The following is an 18,457-nucleotide window of genomic DNA, read 5'->3' on the forward strand; positions in this document are numbered from 1 at the left end:
AGATGACTTCTATAAAATATAGAAATCATCCTGCGGTACCACAAATTATTTTAAGTTTAAGTTCAACTCCTATTTTAATTCAACTACTGTTACTCCACTTCCGCCTTCTCCATAATCACCAAGTCTGTAGGCCTTAGCATGATTATGTCTTTTAAGCATATCCGTAATTACATTTCTAAGCACACCAGTTCCCTTGCCATGTATAATTGTAACGGCTTCAAGCCCACCAAGATAAGCATCATCCAGATATTTATCAACTGAATATATTGCTTCTTCTGAATCCATTCCCCTTAAATCTATAGATGAGTCAACTTGCTTTAAATTTAGCTTTAATTCTCTCTTCCTCATTTTCCGTGCCTTTGGATCTTCTTTAACAGGTTTATTTTTTCTTAAATCACCAATTTTTACACTTATCTTCATTATGCCCGCTTGAATTTGGACTTCATCTCTATTGTCAGGTTTTGATAAAACTATTCCATTCATATTTAATGATGGAATATAGACTTCTTCTCCTTCTGATACATTAGTAAGTCCATGCCCACTGTGTTCCTTGTTAAACGTATTTTCTTCAGCTTTCTCTATCTTTTCCTTTAACCTTTTTCTTTCTTTTTCAAGTTCCGCTCTAGCATCTGATGAATAACCCATTTTTTCTAGTTCTCTAATGTTTTTAAGTATTTCATCTGCGTCTTCCTTTGCCTCTGAAAGTATTTTTCTTGCCTCTTTTTTTCCTTCACTAATCGCTCTTTCTCTTGATAAATTTAAAGTGCTTAACTTTTGTTCGTACTTTTCTTTATATTTTTCTGCTTCAAGTCTAAGCATTTCTGATTTTCTTGCATCTTCTGCTGCCTTAATAGTTTTACCTTGAAGATTTTGAATTAAATCCTCAAATTCCAAGCTATCTGAAGCTATTCCGCTTCTTGCCTTATCAATTACATAATCAGGAAGACCTAACCTTTTAGATATTTCAAAAGCATTTGACTTTCCCGGAATTCCAATTAGGAGCCTGTAAGTTGGTCTTAGCGTCTCCACATTAAACTCTACAGATGCATTTTCAACGCCTTCTGTTTTTAATGCATAGGCTTTAAGTTCGCTATAATGTGTGGTAGCAACTACTTTTGTACTTCTTTCTCTTAAGGTTTCAAGTATAGCCACTGCAAGTGCAGCTCCTTCTGTTGGATCAGTTCCTGCACCGAGCTCATCGAATAATACCAAACAATTTGAATCTGCTTTTTCAATAATTTTAACTATGTTATTCATATGTGAAGAAAAAGTTGACAAACTCTGCTCAATACTCTGTTCATCCCCAATATCTGCGAATATCTCATTAAAAAAGCTTACTGTTGAATTTTCCCTTGCAGGTATAAGGACTCCGCTCATAGCCATAATTTCTAGAATTCCTACAGTTTTAAGGGTTACAGTCTTACCGCCTGTATTTGGTCCCGTTACAACTAAAGATGTAAAATCTCTCCCCAAATATATATCCATAGATACTACCTTTAATGGATCAATTAATGGATGTCTACCCTGAACTATATCTATTATTCCATTATCATTAACTGCCGGACATATTCCTGAAATGTCATTGGCATATTTTGCCTTTGAAAATATAAAATCCATCTCATAAACTATATTTGTATTACCCTTTACAGCGTCTATATTTTCGTAGATTTTTTCCGAAAGTTCCTGTAATATCCTCTCTATTTCAGCCTTTTCCTTAAGTATTAATTCCTTTATCTCATTATTTAAATTTACAAGCCCCATGGGTTCAATAAAAAGTGTAGCTCCCGATGAACTTTGATCGTGCACAAGCCCTGGAACTTGTGCTTTATACTCTGACTTAACTGGAAGTACATATCTATCTCCTCTAATTGTATAGAGATTTTCCTGCAAGTAGCTGGAATATCCCCTTACCATTGAGCTAACCCTATCCTTAACGGAAGCTGTTTTTTCTTTCAATATCCTTCTTATATTAAAAAGTGTAGTACTCGCTCTGTCCGCTATTTCTTCTTCACTTACAATTGCCATAAAAATTTCATCTTCAAGTTTTTTTAGTGGAACTATACCAACACATATATCCTCCAAAACTCTGTAACCTTTTTCATCTTCTCTATGAGAAATATAATTATTAAAAGATCTTGCGCACCTTTGAATATTTGCTATCCTAAGGAGTTGAAGCGGCATAAGGATTCCTCCTTTTTCAGCCCTAGCAACTCCATCACGTACATCATAGGCTCCTTCAAAAGGAGGGGAACCTTTTTTCATTAAAAGTTCTAGTGCCTCTTTAGTCTCCTCTAAGTGCTCTTTTACCTCATAAAGACTATTGTATGGTTTAAGTTTGTCAATAATATCTTTAGATGCACTTGTAGCAGTATATTTTTTTATTAAATCCCTAATTTTATAAAATTCTAATATTCTCAGTGACTTTTCGTTCAAAATTATTCAACTCCTCGTTTATAATGACCACGGGTAAATTTTTTATCTGTAACCGCTTCTCCAGTTTTATATGAGGTTAATATTTTTTTAACTTCTTCCATATTCTCATCCACAAAATCTATTCTTAATGCTATATTTCCAATTCCATTTATATCCTTAATGCTCTCAATAAGATTTAGAGGAAGTGAATTATATATATGGCTTCTGCAATACTTATCTGTTCTTACTAAAAATTCTTCTCCCATTCTATCCTTAAGTTTATACTCTCCCTTTATGCATTCATCTTTGCATGCAGTTTTTGCAGTTTTCCCTCCAAAAATGCTTCCTACTGGACAGTATTCGCTTACCATAGCTTCAAGTTTTCCATAGATCACCATTCCACAAGGTAGTGGTGCATTTTTAACTACTTCTCCAATTTCTTTTCTATTTAGTTCCACACTTAGATATGTACCATTTAGAGATTTGCTGAAGAAATCTAAAGAATACTTATTAAATACATTTAGTTTATAATCACCAATTACCTTTGTTTTTCCTTCAAACATACTTATAATTCCTGCATTGGCGGTAACAATTCCTTCTATTTTTGAAAGATTTTTTTCTATGAAATTACATATGAAATCAAACTCCCCCTTTATTATATTAGGGATCATAAGATAAATTCTCATGCCATTTACATCTTCAATTTTAATATCACATTTTTTATTAAAGAAATTAATCATAATAGCCTGAACATTTAGTCCTTTACATGCCTCAAGTTGCTCCATATTATATACAGACACAAGAAGTTTTTCCATACTAAATCCTAACTTTTCTACCCTGTTGAAATCCAAACTTTTTTCTTTTACCCTTTTGCTTGTTTCATATATTGAATTTAGTATTTTATTTATAAGTTCTCGTCTTGTATTGTTTATTGCTGAAACAGGTGAAAATCCGTCTTGAAAATCACAAAAATCGATATTTTCTATATTAAAAGGTGTATTTCCTGTTTTAAGTAGATTTTCTTTTACTTTTTTAATCTCAACTGGTCTATTTATAGCCTTTTGAACAATTTCACCCTTTACATTAAATATTTTTCCATGGTAGTCACAACTTAATTCAAATGGTTCACCAACCTTGAACTTACAAGATAATCTTATATTAATCTTTCTTTCATATATATTTGCGTAACTTTCAGCTAAATTTTCTAAGAGCTCTGCATCTGAAGTTTTATACAATTTATCCTTCGCCGCATAAAATGTTGGCATAAGTTTTACAGTATCACCTGCCTTTGCATAGCCTACTTCACCGGAATCCTTTATGATTTTTGAAACCGTAAATCCTCCTTCGCCAACTCTAACTCCATCTTTAATTTTTATATCTTCCCTAAGCCTAATGAAAAAGTCTTTATTTGCCTCTCCAAGTGCGAGCCCCGTGTTTTTAGGGTAGGAATACGCCATCATGTCCTTACCAACATTCCCATACATATAAGCCCTGGAAAAACCTTCTCTATTAAAAAGTTGCATTAATTTTTTCGTTTCGTCTTTATAATCAAATTCCTTATTTTCATATGCATTATCAATTGCTTTTCTGTAAATACTTACAACACCAGCCACGTATTCAGGTCTTTTCATTCTACCTTCTATTTTCAGTGAAGCCGTATTGCTTTTAATAATTTCAGATATATCCTCTAAAGTAGATATATCTTTAGGACTTAATACATAACCTTTAAAATCCCTTTTTCCCTGTTCATCTAATAGGTTGTATGGCATTCTACAGGTTTGAGCACATCTACCTCTATTTCCACTCCTAGCTCCTATCAAACTACTCATAATACACTGACCAGAATAACAAATACATAAGGCTCCATGTACAAATATTTCTGTTTCTATATTTAAATCCTTTGAAATATATTCAACCTCTTTTAATCCCAGTTCTCTAGCTAGTACAATCCTTGTAAATCCTAAGCTTTTAAAATACTTTGCACCCTGTCCATTATGTATAGACATCTGAGTTGATGCATGAAGTTCAAAATCAGGAAAGTTTTGTTTTATTAAATACACAAGCCCCAGATCTTGAATTATAAGTGCGTCCACACCTATCTCGTATAAAAACTTTACATATGATAATGCATCTTTCATTTCACTGTCTTTTATTAGAGTATTTATTGTTATATAGATCTTAACACCATAACCATGGCAATAATTAACCGCATATATCATATTTTCATCATCAAAATTAGAAGCGTTTGCCCTTGCTGAAAATCTACTACCACCTAAATATACTGCATCTGCTCCATTTTGTACCGCTGCATGTAGACTATCAATACTACCACATGGAGCTAGTAATTCTATCCTTTTCATCCTCATCTCTCCTAATCAATCTATAAGGCACCTGAAAGAAAATAGTCTAGCATGCTGTCTAGCTATTTTTTTGAAGATGACCAATACTTATTATACAACAATTTACTCTGGAATTAAAATAGGGATCATACGACCCCTTATATTTTAATATATTTGTTATCATTTTCTATAGAATATATTCCCTTTGTTTTAGCATTTATTTTTGCTACTTCTCCCATAACAATATCATTGTGCCCTTTATTATATATAATGGACTTTGTACATCCTGATAAAATTTCTGCCGGGGTAGATACAAGTTCTACACTTATACTATTTTTCTCTAGTTCATTATATATATATGCTGCTTGACTGCTAGATACAAAAACCATTATATATTTTTCCCCCATAATACCAACTCCTATTGTTCTAGTTGTTCCCTAAATACTTTATCGCATCTATTAATTTTTCAATATCATCAAATGTATTAAAATATCCTAAACTTATTCTTACAGTTCCAAACTTTTCTGTTCCAATTACTTTATGAATAAGTGGAGCACAGTGAAATCCTGTTCTTACAGCAATTCCATTTTTATTAAGAATATATCCAACTTTTGCACTATCCATATTTCCAATATTAATTGATACTACTGATGATCTATTTTTACTGTCCATTAGTCCATATATTTTAACAGTTGTAAGTTTTTTTAGCTCCTGAAGAAGATATTCCGTTAGATTTTCTTCCTGTTTTTTTATATTTGAAATTCCTGTTTTTCTTATAAACTTTATGCCTTCACACAATCCTGCTATACCAGGTGTATTTAGAGTTCCACTTTCAAATTTGTCAGGCAAAAAATTAGGCTGTACCATTTCACTGGAATTGCTTCCAGTTCCCCCTGAAATAAACTCCTTCAAATCAATTCCATCTTGTATATAAAGTGCACCAGTTCCCTGTGGTCCCAAAAGTCCTTTATGTCCAGGGAATGCAAGTAGTCCTATATTAGATTTTTTTACATCTATATCAAAAACTCCAGCAGTTTGTGAAGCATCAACCATAAAAACAATACCCTTTTCTTTAGCTATACTACCTATTTCATCTAAGTTTTGAACCGTGCCTAACACATTTGATCCATGATTTATTACTATCAATTTTGTATTTTGTTTTATTTTACTCTTTAATTCTTCTAATTTAATAAATCCATACTCGTCTACATTTATTAGACTTACCTCAGCACCTTGATTTTCAAGATAGTTTAATGGCCTTAATACAGAATTGTGCTCTATAACAGTGCTTATTACATGATCTCCTTTATTTATTATACCCTTTATGGCTATATTTATGGCCTCTGTAGCATTAACCGTAAAAACTATATTAAAAGGATTATCTATATTAAAAAGTGAGCCTATCTCACCTCTTGCCTCCGCAATTTTTTTAGATGCTTTTAATGACATATCATGCGAACTACGTCCTGGATTTGCAGCATAATTTTTCATACAATTTAATACTTCATAGTATACATTACTTGGTTTTGGAAATGAAGTAGCCGCATTATCTAAATAAATCATCCGCCATCACCTCTAAGACTTATTTTGTTCTTATTTAGTATATGCAGGTGTTTAGAAAAGTGGGACTATAGCCATAAAAGGATATGCCAAAGCATATCCTTTTATCTATTTTCTTTCATTTCCTGAATATATTCTTTTTTCGTCTTGGCAAGTAATATTTGATTTTCTAAGTATTTGTTTTCTAGATCCATTAGCTTGTATTTGGCAGACTGTAAATTAAATCTTAACTGCTTGTTATCATCCTTAAGTTTTTTTATTCCCTTAGCATCCTTTGTCATGGAGTCAATACACTGACTTAATTGTTCAATTTGTTTATCCTTTTCTACATTTTCCTCATCTGAACTTTTTTTATCTATTTCTATTTTAAGTTCTTGTTTTTCTTCATTCAACTTAGCTATTTCTCTAGTTAAATTATCTGCTTTATTTTTTAGTTCTTCTATTTCATCCGAAAGTCTTTCGTTATATTCTCCACTTTTATAAAACTCATCCGCGGAATTCATAGCAGTCAAAATAGCTGCCTCAGATGTACTGAGTTTTGGATTATTTTCCATAATATTCTTAATTTTTTTATCCACATAATTTGCAATGGTATGCAAATATTCTTCTTTTTCATTACCAACTAATTGATATTCTTTATTATTCACCCTAACCGTAACCGAACTCATGAAAACACCCTCTTAGTTTTATCTTAATTAATTTTAACATATTATCGTTTACTATACAATTATAGATATTTGTTTCCATAATTTATATTACAAGTCTTAATAGCAACAATCCTAAAAAAGTGACAAGCTTCACGAGTTAAAAGTTAATGAAGATTTTTCGCTTTGCCGAAAAATCAACAAAATAAAGATGCAGGTGGATTCCTTAATACAAATCCACCTGCATACCTAAAAATCATCATCAATCATGAAAAATTTCAAATTGCCACCTATCAATTAACGAAGTTTAGCTCCTAAAGTGTACTCAAGAGTGCTTAATATCTTATTATGAACCTTTTCAACATCTTTATCTGTAAGAGTCTTATTTTCATTTCTATAAGTTATGGAATAGGCTATGCTCTTTTTGCCTTCTGGTATTTGTTCTCCTTTATATACATCAAATAGCTTGAAGCTTTCCAGTATATTACCTCCATGCCTTCTTATAACATCCTCAATTTGCTGAACTAAAATACTGTCATCTAAAATAATAGCCATATCACGAGTTACTGCTGGAAATTTAGGTAAGGCCTTATATTTTCTTTCTATAACTGCATTTTCTATTAGAGCATCTAGGTCAATTTCTGCTACATAACATTCTGGATCAATTCCATATCCCAAAGTTACACTAGGATGAATTTCTCCAAGAGTTGCAACTGTTTTTTTATTTAATTTAGCAGTTGCAGTTTTACCTGGATGATAACTAACATTTTCAGTTTCTCTTTCATAGGATATATTATTAATCCCAAGTGTTTCAAATACATTTTCAACTATACCTTTAAGACAAAAATAATCTGCCTCTCCATATATCCCTATGGTTACTACATTTTTTTCTTTTGGTATTTCCCCAGGTGCTTTGCTTGGCACGTAATTTTTACCAATTTCAAACAATCTCACTATTTCATTACTTCTTGAATAGTTTCTAGAAAAAGCCTCCATCATAGAAGGAATGCTAGTGGTTCTCATTATACTATAATCTTCACCTAAAGGATTTCTTATTACTACTGCATTTCTTAGCTTACTATCCTTTGGTAAAAGTATTTTATCAAAAACCTTTGGACTTACAAAAGAATAGCATATAGCTTCGCTTAATCCTGAAGCTATCAAAATATCAACAACCATATTTTTAATAACTTGATTTTTATACCGTCCAGTTCTTATACTAGAAACTTTAAGATCAGTAGATGGAACCTTATTATAGCCATAAATTCTCACTATTTCTTCCGCTACGTCTTCTCTTATGTTTATATCACCTCTGAATGTTGGAACCTTAACTATTAACTTATCCCCTGAGATTTCAGTGCTAAGTTCCAATCTATCAAGATATCCCTTCATTTCTTCCTTTGTAAGTTTTAATCCAAGAAAAGCATTTATCCAATTTGAATCTACTTCAACAAAATGTTCTTCTACTGATTTCTCATATATATCAATAGTTCCATCCATTATGTCTCCTGCACCAAGCTCCTGAATTAAATTACAAGCTCTATTAATTGCTATTTCTGCAAGATGCGGATCTAGATCTTTTTCAAACCTACCGGAAGCTTCAGTTCTTAAATTCAATTTTTTAGATGATACTCTCACATTTGTGCCTTGAAAATTTGCACTCTCAAAAATTATTTCAGTTGTATCCTCTTTAATTTCTGAATTTAGTCCTCCCATAATTCCTGCAATTCCTAAAGTGTTATTCCCATCTTTTATTGTAAGAATACTGCTCCCGAGTTTTCGCTCTTTTTCATCTAAAGTAACAAAACTTTCGCCTTCCTTTGCTCTTTCAACTATAATTGTATTTGTTGTTATTGTTCTTCTGTCATAAGCATGCAAAGGTTGCCCAAGTTCAATCATTACAAAATTAGTTATATCTACAATATTATTAATTGGTCTTACCCCTGACTGTAATAATCTCTCTGCCATCCAAGCAGGTGAATCTTGAATTTTAATATTTTTAACGCCCCTTGCTATATACCGTCTACAAAGTGTATCTCTAACTTCAACTTTTATTTCATTGTTTATATTGTCCTTGCATTTAACTTCATAATTTAATGCAGGCATTTTATAATTTATATTTAGAGTAGCTGCTGTTTCTCTTGCCATTCCAACAATACTAAGGCAATCAGGTCTATTGGATGTTATTTCAAAATCAATTACTGCATTGTCCAAATTTAAAATTTCTTTTATATTTCTGCCTACTACAGTATTCTCAGGTAATATCATAAGTCCATGAACAGTTCCCTCATCTGCAAGTCCTAGTTCTTCTTCAGAACACATCATTCCATTTGAAGGAATTCCTCTTAGCTTACCTCGTTTTATTTTTACCCCTCCAGCTAAGCTTGAGTTATGAAGAGCAACTGGTACTATATCATTTTCTTTCATATTTTTTGCACCTGTAACAATTTGGATTGGCTCATCTTCCCCTACTTCCACTTGACATATAACTAATTTCTCAGCGTCTGGATGCGGCTCAATTTTCAGTATTTTACCTGCTACAACATTTTGAATTTCATCTCCACTAGTGATTACTTCTTCAACCTTTGAACCTGATAGAGTAAGAAGATCTCCCAATGTCTTGGCATCCATATCTATATCAACATAATCTTTTAAAAAACTTACTGGAACTTTCATTTAATTTTCCTCCTAGAATTTCTTTGTATTCATCAAATAATCATTGATAATCAAATTTATTTTCCTGTATTATATAATTCCTTATATTAAAACTGCTTCAAAAATTTCATATCACTTTCATATAGCTGTCTTATATCATCAATGCCAAGTGTCTGCATAACTATTCTATCAAGTCCAACTCCGAAGGCAAATCCGCTATATACCTCTGGGTCAATGCCACAGTTTCTTAAAACATTTGGATGAACCATGCCACAGCCATACATTTCTATAAATCCTTCGCCTTTACATACTGTGCATCCATCTCCACCACAAGCAAAGCATGAAATATCAAGTTCTGCTGATGGTTCCGTAAATGGAAAATGGTGTGGTCTGAATTTAGTTTTAACATTTTCACCAAACATTTTTTTGATATACATTTCTAAAGTTCCCTTCATGTCTGCAAAGGTTATTCCCTTATCTACCACTAAACCTTCAACCTGATAAAATATAGGTGAATGTGTTGCATCCGCCGCATCTGACCTATATACCTTACCTGGTGAGATCATTTTAATTGGCAGTTTTTGGTTAAGCATTGTTCTTATTTGCACTGGTGAAGTTTGAGTTCTAAGTACTATATTGTCATCAATATAAAATGTATCCTGTTCACCTCTAGCAGGGTGATTTTTAGGTATATTGAGCATTTCAAAATTGTACTTATCATACTCTACCTCAGGTCCATCTTCTACAGTAAATCCCATGGCTAAAAAAATATCCTCAGTTTTTCTCAATGTTATATCTAATGGATTTCTATGTCCAATAATTTGTTTTTTCCCTGGCATAGAAATATCAATTACTTCATTTTTTAGTTTTTGCTCCGTCTCTATTTGCTTTATTTTATCTAAACCTTCACTAATTATTCCTTCTATTTTTTCTCTTACCTCATTGGCAATTTTGCCTATTTCCGGTCTTTCTTCTTTTGATAGACCTCCCATCCCCCTTAATATTTTAGTTAGTTCACCTTTTTTACCAAGGAATTTTATCTTTAAGCTTTCAAGTTCTTCCTTACTTACAGCCTCTTTAAGCTCTATCACTGCAGCCTTTTTTATTTCTTCTAACTTTTCTCTCATATAATTTTCTCCTTTTCTTATTAAGTTTTTTTATTTCTCCAATGCTTCTTCAAAAAATAAAAAAAGACACTTATCCTCTAAGGGACGGAATCTCCGCGGTACCACCCTAATTGACAATTGTCCTCTTGAAAATATAACGGTTTTAACCGCTGAAAGCTACTATAATTCACTATCAGAACTCTAGAGTGAACTTCAACACATTTTACCTAAAAGACTTTCAGTCCATGGTCTTTTTTCCCTTAAGGCTATTTATGTCTACTCTCTCCATCAACATTTATATATTATACTATCTTTCATTATAATCACTATTATAAAAATTTTCAACTATTTTTCTGTCTTACTACTTCAAATATCATAATTCCCGCAGCTATACCTACATTTAAAGACTCAGCACTACCAGGCATTGGAATTTTTACTTTTTCATCAGAAATATTATAAATTTCATCACTTATACCATTTCCTTCATTACCTACAGCTATAATTACTTTTTCATTTAAATTAACTTGATAAAAATTTTTATCTGTATCAAGACTACTACATATAAGTTTAAAACCTTTATCTTTTAGCTCATTTACAAATTTTAAATTCTCATCTACAATTATTGGAATTTTAAAGATAGATCCCATAGTTGATCTTAAGGTTTTTTCATTATAAATATCAACAGTTCCCTTAGTTAAAATCACGCCATTTACACCAGCTGCATTAGCAGTTCTTATTATGGTACCCACATTACCAGGATCTTGAACCTTATCTAATAGAACATAAAACCCACCAGTAGCATCAATATGTACTTGTTGATTTTTAACAATAGCAATAATACCCTGTGGCATTTTAGTATCACATAAATCCTTAAATACGGCTTCAGAAACAATTAGCCTATAATCTTCTTCTATTTTAAGATCCGCAAATTTTTCTTTCACATTTTCGTTTATTATTACATATTCAATCTGGAAGTCAGATTCTATGGCTTCTCTTACAAACCTGTGACCTTCTACAATAAATTTTTTCTGTTGATCTCTATATTTTCTTTCATGTAACTTTTTAATTTCCTTAATAGTCTTGTTTGTTCTACTTCTTATAACTTCTAACAAATTCACCAATCCTCATTCTGGCACTTAAAATAAAATGCGCTAATATACTGACTTGGTATTTTCTTTCAGATACCCTATAATAAAAAAACAGCCATAAGGCTGATCTTTATGTATTAAGCATTTACTTGTTTTTTAGCAACTTCTACTAATTCTGTAAAAGCCTTTGGATCATAGATAGCTATTTCTGAAAGCATCTTTCTATTCATATCTATTCCAGCTAATTTCATTCCATTCATGAATTTTGAATAAGTGAAATCATTTAATCTAGTAGCTGCGTTTATTCTAGCTATCCACATTTTTCTGAAATCTCTCTTTTTTAACTTTCTTCCAATATAAGCACTTCTTAAGGCTCTTATAACACTTTCGTTAGCAGTTTTATATAACTTACTTCTGCCACCGTAATAGCCTTTTGCAAGTTTTAATATCTTTTTATGGTTTTTATGAGCATTTACAGCTCTCTTAACTCTTGCCATTTAAATTAACCCTCCTTGAAATAAAATTTTAAAGGTATGGTAATAATGTCTTCATTGTCTTTTCTTGTGTAGAAGACACATAACCTGTTTTCCTTAAGTTTCTTTTTGTTTTAGCACTCTTTTTTGTTAACATATGGCTTTTAAAAGCCTTTGATCTTTTTAACTTTCCAGTTCCTGTTAATTTAAATCTCTTAGCAGCAGCTCTTTTTGTTTTCATTTTAGGCATGTTAGAATTCCTCCCCTCAACTATGCTCTTTTAGGAGCTAAAACTATCGTCACATTTATTTCTAGCGTACTTAGCTTTTCCGCTATATTATAATTTTCAATAGTTTCACTTGATCTAATTTCTTTAATTATAATTGTTCCTAATTGCTTCAGTTATTACCCTAAATTCAAAATTAATTGCATAAGAAAAGGGCAGCAATAATTGCCGCCCCTAATAATAACCAAAGTTAAAATTTAACCCAACTAGCAAAAGCTGAAAGGTGAGAAACGGCATGTTTCTTCTTGCAATAACTATATTACTATTTATTTTGTATATTGTCAATAGAATTACAATATATTTATCTTTTCCTTTATTTCAGCTTGTATTCTAGTTACAAAATCTTCTACATTTAAGCTTCCAAGATCCCCTTCTTTTCTACTTCTTGCAGATATCTTTTCTTCCCTGACTTCATTGTCTCCAATTATAATCATATAAGGAATCTTTTGAAGTTGTGCTTCACGAATTTTATATCCTATTTTTTCATTTCTAATATCAACTTCAACTCTTAGTCCCTCTTCTTTTAGCATCCCAACGATTCTATTTGTATATTCAACTTGGCTCTCTGAAATATTCATAACCCTAACTTGAACTGGAGCAATCCATGTTGGAAAAGCACCTGCATAATGTTCAATAAGGATTCCAAGAAATCTCTCTATGCTTCCAAATACCACTCTATGAACCATTACTGGTCTGTGTTTTTCTCCATCTGCCCCTACATAATTAAGGTCAAATCTTTCAGGCAATTGGAAATCTAGTTGGATTGTTCCACACTGCCATGTTCTTCCTATACAATCTTTAAGATGAAAGTCTATTTTAGGACCGTAGAAAGCTCCATCTCCTTCGTTTACCTTGTATGGTAGTCCCGCAGCATCTAATGCACTTATAAGTCCATTTGTTGCTGTTTCCCAATCTTCATCACTGCCCATAGAATCTTCTGGTCTAGTAGAAAGTTCAACATAATATTCGAAGCCAAAAACCTTATAGAAGGAATCAATAAGTTTTATTACTCCATGGATTTCTTCAGTAATTTGATCCATAGCTAGGAATATATGTGCATCATCTTGAGTAAAGCTTCTAACTCTCATAAGACCTTGAAGTGCTCCAGATTTTTCATGTCTATGAACTATTCCAAGCTCTGCAAGTCTTATTGGTAATTCCTTATATGAATGCATTGCATTTTTATAGACAAGTATAGCTCCTGGACAATTCATTGGTTTAATAGCATAATCTGCATCATCGATTTTTGTAAAATACATATTTTCTTTGTAATGATCCCAATGCCCTGATTGATGCCAAAGATGCTCACTTAGTATCATTGGAGTTTTTATTTCATCATAATCAGCTTTTGCATGAACCTCTCTCCAATAATTCTCAAGAATATTTCTTATTACCATTCCCTTAGGATGAAAGAATGGAAAGCCTGGTCCTTCTTCATGCATACTAAACAAATCAAGCTCTTTTCCTATCTTTCTGTGATCTCTCTTTTTAGCCTCTTCAAGCATGTTTAAATATTCGTCAAGTTCAGCTTTTTTAGTATATGCTGTGCCATATATTCTTTGAAGCATTTTATTTTTTTCATTACCTCTCCAGTATGCCCCTGCAACTGAAAGAAGTTTAATAGCCTTAACCTTACCTGTAGACTCAACATGTGGTCCAGCGCAAAGATCTGTAAATTCACCTTGTTTATAAAAAGATATAATTTCGTCTTCTGGTAAATCCTTTATAAGTTCTACCTTATAATCCTCATTTTTATCTGCCATAAATTCTATTGCTTCTGCTCTTGGAAGTTCAAACCTTTCAAGTTTTAAGTTTTCTTTTACAATTTTAACCATTTCTTTTTCTATTTTTCCAAGCATATCTTCTGTTAAAGAAAATTCAGCATCAAAATCATAGTAAAAGCCGTTGTCTATTGCAGGTCCTATTGCCAGTTTTACATCTGGGTAAAGTCTCTTTACTGCCTGAGCCAATATGTGAGACGCAGTGTGTCTTAATATCCATCGCCCATCTTCATCTTCAAAAGTCAATATTTCCAGGGTAATATCCTCATTTATCTCCTGCATTAATTCTGCTTTTTTCCCATTAACTCTAGCACCTAAGCTTTTTTTATATAATCCTATACTTATAGTTCTAGCAACTTCTCCAACTTTTGTACCTTTTTCTACTTCTAAAACACTACCATCTTTTAATGTAACTTTTATCATAATACTTCCTCCTCCTTAAAAATAAAAAAACCCCTCCCAAAACTGGGACGAGTTACTTCGCGATTCCACCCAAATCAATACCATACATATACATGTATAATATCCAATTAGTATAATAACGCCTATTAGCGGAATAGACTTACTTAAATTTCAGTCTTCAACTCAAAGGTGGTTTTCAGTAAATCTTATTCAGAAAATCTCTCAGCCTAGAATTTTCTTCTCTTAGAACAGTGTTTACTTACTCTTCCCTTTCAATGTTTTTAAATATTATATTTTTAATTGTATGCCACACTCCTTAATATGTCAATATACTAAATTTAATTTTTGATTAAATTTTTCATTAATTCCTTACAACTTTTACAACTATCACAAAAATCTACTCTTCCCTCAAATACTTTTTTTATTGTTTCTACAAGCTCCTTGTTAGTAAAATAATCTAAGCAATGAATAATCACTTTTTTAGGAGCTAAAGTAATAAGACCACTCATAATCAAATCATCTTTTGTTGAACCAGAATTAAATCCTGTTGCATTAATACCCTCTGACATTTTATCTGTTATATCATTTCCATGTCTATCACTTATTCTGTACTCCCCGCTTTTACTTGCAAATATATTAACCTCATCTATTTTACACTCTTGAATATCCACAAAATACTTTAATAATTTAATAAACTCATCATATTCTTTTTCTACCATATATTTTTCAATTATTTTATCTACAATACTCTCAAAATCCTCTTCCATCTCTTTAATTCTAAATCTGATATAGCCCTGTATATTTATTTCATCATTTTCCGAAATAAAATCAGTTATCTTTTTTATAATAGAATTTTTTCTATTTATACAATATACTTCACTTTCATCCTTAATCTTTCCTTCACCGAGAAATCCCTTGATACAGAGATTTTTCACTTCAGAAATTTCTTCTTCCTTTAGGAAAAAATAGGTTTCATTTATAAACCCATCTATTTTTTTACTAAAAAATTCTCTACACAAAAATTTATATATAAGCATACTTAAATACAAATTAAAATTAATCTCTGCTCTCCTAGTGAAATCTCCCTGCCCACAAAATATTTTTATGAAGTGAGTCGTATTTTCTATAACTTCAGAAATCCCAAGTTTTATTCCTTTTACTTCTAAATTATATTTAATTTCATCGAGTCCTGTTATTATTTCTTCATTATTGCCACTATAAACAATGCTTTTTAGAAGCATATTTCTCACTCCTTTCATAAAATTAGTATGTGTCTAATACTTCTGTATATTCATTATATTTTAAGTAAATATCGACAAAATCAAAATTAGTATATATTATAGTTATAATATATACTAATAGTTAATAAGAGGTGCTTTAGATGAGAAAAGTATTATTAGATTATAGAGTATCAGAATCAGAAAAAGAAATTTTATATAAATATGGCTATGAATCATTAATTATTCCTAAGAGTAAAAGCCTATATTCCGCTGTATGTGGTCATCCTGATATGCTCCTACACATTTTGGATAAAAATAATATAATAGTTCATAAAGATATGGATATATCCTTTATAATAACGCTTGAAAATATAGGTTATAACGTTATTAAAAGCCAAAATTCCCTTCAATCAAAATATCCTTACGATATATTATTAAATGGATTTAGTATGAATTCATTTTTTTTCCACAATTTGAAATATACAGATCCAAAACTGTTATCTCTGCTTAAGTCTAAAAAGCTTTTTCATATTAACCAAGGTTACAGTAAGTGTTCAACAGCCATAATAAGTGCTAACGCAGCCATGACCAGTGATGTTATGATACACCAGGTTTTATCATCTTGTGGAATTGATGTACTACTTCTACCACCTAAGCACATTGAACTTCCAGGTTTAGATTATGGCTTCATTGGCGGATCATGTGGCATATTAGATGAAGGCACAATAGCTTTTTTCGGCAATTTAGATAAATACAAGCACGGAAAAGAAGTTATGTCATTTTTGATTAAACATGATGTGAAACCATTATATCTTAGAGATAAATCTTTGATAGATAGAGGTACTCTCTTTTGTTTATAGATAATAAGGCATCATCATTTCGGCTAGAATTTAATTATACAAAATACACTTATTCATTATTAACATTTTTTGTTTTCTCATAATATAAATTTATGCTTATACCTAAAAGTTACTGGATAAAATAATTATGCTAAGTAAATAATAATTAAGAATTCGTAACAGATTATAATTATATAATATTAGGAGAAGTTAAAATGAAAGAAAAGAAAAGACTATTAATATGTATTTTTAGTACTATTATGCTTATATCCGCATTAAATATAACTGCTGATGCAACAATATCTAAACCGCTCAAAGGTCTAAATACCTATATTGAAGACGCTAATCATGGTAATAAAGTAATATATTTAACCTTTGATGACGGTCCAAGCGACCCAATAACAGGCAAAGTTCTGGATATTTTGAAGGAAAACAATGTAAAAGCCACATTTTTTGTCATTGGCAACCAAATACCCGGTCTAGAAGATGTATTACAGAGGACTCACAAAGAAGGTCATAGTATTGGTTTACATACATATACGCACAAATTCAAACGAATTTACTCAAGCAGTGATAACTTAGTTAAGGAAATGAATTTGTGCCAAGCCGAAATAAATAACGTAGTAGGTGTATCGCCCAATATAATTAGATTTCCTGGGGGTAGTAAGAAGCACTTGAATTATAATCTCTTAAATAGACTCCACAGCAGTAACTTTAAAATATATGATTGGAATATGGAGACTCTAGATGGTATAAACCCTAAGCTATCTCCTTATAAGATATATAAGGACGCCACCAATAATAGTGAAAATTTATCTACAATTGTTTTACTACTGCATTGTGACTATATGCATAAAAACACATGCCTTGCATTGCCTAAAATAATCAAATATTATAAAGACCACGGTTATAAATTTCAGCCTATTACAAATGATACCCCTGAACTTTATTTCCCAATAAAAAAAAGCAACTAGAGATTCACTCTTAAGTTGCTTTAACATATATTTAAAGGGGGTAATCTTTAAATGCTATATTTATATAGTACCTCTTATTTATGTACGTCTCTTGTCAATATTAAATACTAAGTGTAAATAATTAATAAATATCAAATAAAAGTAGCCTGCACTTTTTATAGTGTAGACTACTTTTAAATTTCTTATTACCTTGCCACTGCTTCTTTATGGAGGCGCCACTCAGATTTGAACTGGGGATAAAGGTTTTGCAGACCTCTGCCTTACCACTTGGCTATGGCGCCATTTTTGGAGCGGAAGACGAGATTCGAACTCGCGACGTTCACCTTGGCAAGGTGACGCTCTACCACTGAGCCACTCCCGCAATGTTTTGGTGGCCAGTCCCGGAATCGAACCAGGGACACGAGGATTTTCAGTCCTCTGCTCTACCGACTGAGCTAACTGGCCACATATGTTCTTTTAACAGATTATTACTTCTAAACTTTGACCAGTGAACCTAATTTGAAAATTGGCGACCTGGAAGGGGATCGAACCCTCGACCTCCGGCGTGACAGGCCGGCACTCTAACCAGCTGAGCTACCAGGTCAATTATAATATTGGTGGGCACTACAGGGCTCGAACCTGTGACCCTCTGCTTGTAAGGCAGATGCTCTCCCAGCTGAGCTAAGCGCCCAATACTAC

General features: G+C 31.9%; 14 protein-coding genes, 5 tRNA genes and 3 other annotated features. Of the genes, 2 read left to right on the plus strand and 17 right to left on the minus strand.

Features of this window, described 5'->3' with window-relative positions:
• Positions 1–69: 69 nt before the first annotated feature.
• The 12 genes from BR66_RS0119675 to ytxC all read right to left on the minus strand — a co-directional run bounded on the left by BR66_RS0119675 (position 70) and on the right by ytxC (position 15,987).
• Positions 70–2,433 carry an endonuclease MutS2 gene (locus BR66_RS0119675; RefSeq protein ID WP_026884446.1) on the minus strand — a complete coding sequence of 788 codons (2,364 nt, stop codon included), beginning with the start codon at positions 2,431–2,433 and terminating at the stop codon, positions 70–72.
• A 2-nt stretch (positions 2,434–2,435) separates the two neighbouring features.
• A complete protein-coding gene (locus tag BR66_RS0119680; protein ID WP_026884447.1) occupies positions 2,436–4,772 on the minus strand; it encodes a U32 family peptidase in 2,337 nt (778 codons plus the stop codon).
• Between the two features lie 137 nt (positions 4,773–4,909).
• Positions 4,910–5,158, minus strand: coding sequence for a putative Se/S carrier protein (locus BR66_RS0119685; protein ID WP_035796679.1), 249 nt, complete (start codon positions 5,156–5,158; stop codon positions 4,910–4,912).
• 19 nt (positions 5,159–5,177) lie between these two features.
• Entirely contained in the window at positions 5,178–6,314 is a 1,137-nt protein-coding gene (locus BR66_RS0119690; RefSeq protein WP_026884449.1) for an aminotransferase class V-fold PLP-dependent enzyme, read from the minus strand.
• Between the two features lie 101 nt (positions 6,315–6,415).
• Complete coding sequence (locus BR66_RS0119695; protein ID WP_026884450.1) at positions 6,416–6,979, minus strand: cell division protein ZapA; 564 nt, start codon at positions 6,977–6,979, stop codon at positions 6,416–6,418.
• Positions 6,980–7,252: 273 nt separating this feature from the next.
• Positions 7,253–9,631 carry a phenylalanine--tRNA ligase subunit beta gene (gene pheT / locus BR66_RS0119700; protein WP_026884451.1) on the minus strand — a complete coding sequence of 793 codons (2,379 nt, stop codon included), beginning with the start codon at positions 9,629–9,631 and terminating at the stop codon, positions 7,253–7,255.
• Positions 9,632–9,717: 86 nt separating this feature from the next.
• The gene (gene pheS, locus BR66_RS0119705) at positions 9,718–10,737 is read right to left on the minus strand and encodes a phenylalanine--tRNA ligase subunit alpha (protein ID WP_026884452.1); all 1,020 of its coding nucleotides are present in this window, start codon (positions 10,735–10,737) and stop codon (positions 9,718–9,720) included.
• A gap of 77 nt (positions 10,738–10,814) precedes the next feature.
• Positions 10,815–11,017 (minus strand) — a binding site (T-box leader).
• A 40-nt stretch (positions 11,018–11,057) separates the two neighbouring features.
• Complete coding sequence (locus BR66_RS0119710) at positions 11,058–11,828, minus strand: TrmH family RNA methyltransferase (RefSeq protein ID WP_026884453.1); 771 nt, start codon at positions 11,826–11,828, stop codon at positions 11,058–11,060.
• Positions 11,829–11,941: 113 nt separating this feature from the next.
• Positions 11,942–12,301 (minus strand): 50S ribosomal protein L20, encoded by a 360-nt coding sequence (gene rplT / locus BR66_RS0119715; protein ID WP_026884454.1) that lies wholly within the window; start codon positions 12,299–12,301, stop codon positions 11,942–11,944.
• Between the two features lie 28 nt (positions 12,302–12,329).
• Positions 12,330–12,527 (minus strand): 50S ribosomal protein L35, encoded by a 198-nt coding sequence (rpmI, locus tag BR66_RS0119720; RefSeq protein WP_026884455.1) that lies wholly within the window; start codon positions 12,525–12,527, stop codon positions 12,330–12,332.
• A gap of 177 nt (positions 12,528–12,704) precedes the next feature.
• Positions 12,705–12,816: a sequence feature (ribosomal protein L20 leader region), on the minus strand.
• A gap of 37 nt (positions 12,817–12,853) precedes the next feature.
• The gene (gene thrS / locus BR66_RS0119725; protein WP_026884456.1) at positions 12,854–14,767 is read right to left on the minus strand and encodes a threonine--tRNA ligase; all 1,914 of its coding nucleotides are present in this window, start codon (positions 14,765–14,767) and stop codon (positions 12,854–12,856) included.
• Positions 14,768–14,807: 40 nt separating this feature from the next.
• Positions 14,808–15,031: a binding site (T-box leader), on the minus strand.
• Between the two features lie 53 nt (positions 15,032–15,084).
• Complete coding sequence (ytxC, locus tag BR66_RS0119730; RefSeq protein ID WP_026884457.1) at positions 15,085–15,987, minus strand: putative sporulation protein YtxC; 903 nt, start codon at positions 15,985–15,987, stop codon at positions 15,085–15,087.
• Positions 15,988–16,127: 140 nt separating this feature from the next.
• Between ytxC and BR66_RS0119735 the strand changes: the two genes are divergently transcribed.
• Positions 16,128–16,826 (plus strand): DUF6873 family GME fold protein, encoded by a 699-nt coding sequence (locus BR66_RS0119735; RefSeq protein ID WP_026884458.1) that lies wholly within the window; start codon positions 16,128–16,130, stop codon positions 16,824–16,826.
• Positions 16,827–17,020: 194 nt separating this feature from the next.
• Positions 17,021–17,779: a polysaccharide deacetylase family protein gene (locus tag BR66_RS0119740; protein ID WP_026884459.1), complete on the plus strand. Its 759-nt coding sequence runs from the start codon at positions 17,021–17,023 to the stop codon at positions 17,777–17,779.
• A 207-nt stretch (positions 17,780–17,986) separates the two neighbouring features.
• Here BR66_RS0119740 and BR66_RS0119745 read toward each other — a convergent pair.
• From BR66_RS0119745 to BR66_RS0119765, 5 genes are all read right to left on the minus strand, one after another.
• Positions 17,987–18,060: transfer RNA gene (locus tag BR66_RS0119745), tRNA-Cys, on the minus strand.
• Between the two features lie 5 nt (positions 18,061–18,065).
• A tRNA-Gly gene (locus BR66_RS0119750) sits at positions 18,066–18,140 on the minus strand.
• Between the two features lie 7 nt (positions 18,141–18,147).
• Positions 18,148–18,223 (minus strand) — tRNA-Phe (locus tag BR66_RS0119755).
• 62 nt (positions 18,224–18,285) lie between these two features.
• A tRNA-Asp gene (locus tag BR66_RS0119760) sits at positions 18,286–18,362 on the minus strand.
• 11 nt (positions 18,363–18,373) lie between these two features.
• Positions 18,374–18,449: transfer RNA gene (locus tag BR66_RS0119765), tRNA-Val, on the minus strand.
• Positions 18,450–18,457: the final 8 nt, after the last annotated feature.

The sequence above is a fragment of the Clostridium akagii DSM 12554 genome (genome assembly GCF_000686725.1).
Taxonomy (GTDB): Bacteria; Bacillota; Clostridia; order Clostridiales; family Clostridiaceae; genus Clostridium_I; species Clostridium_I akagii.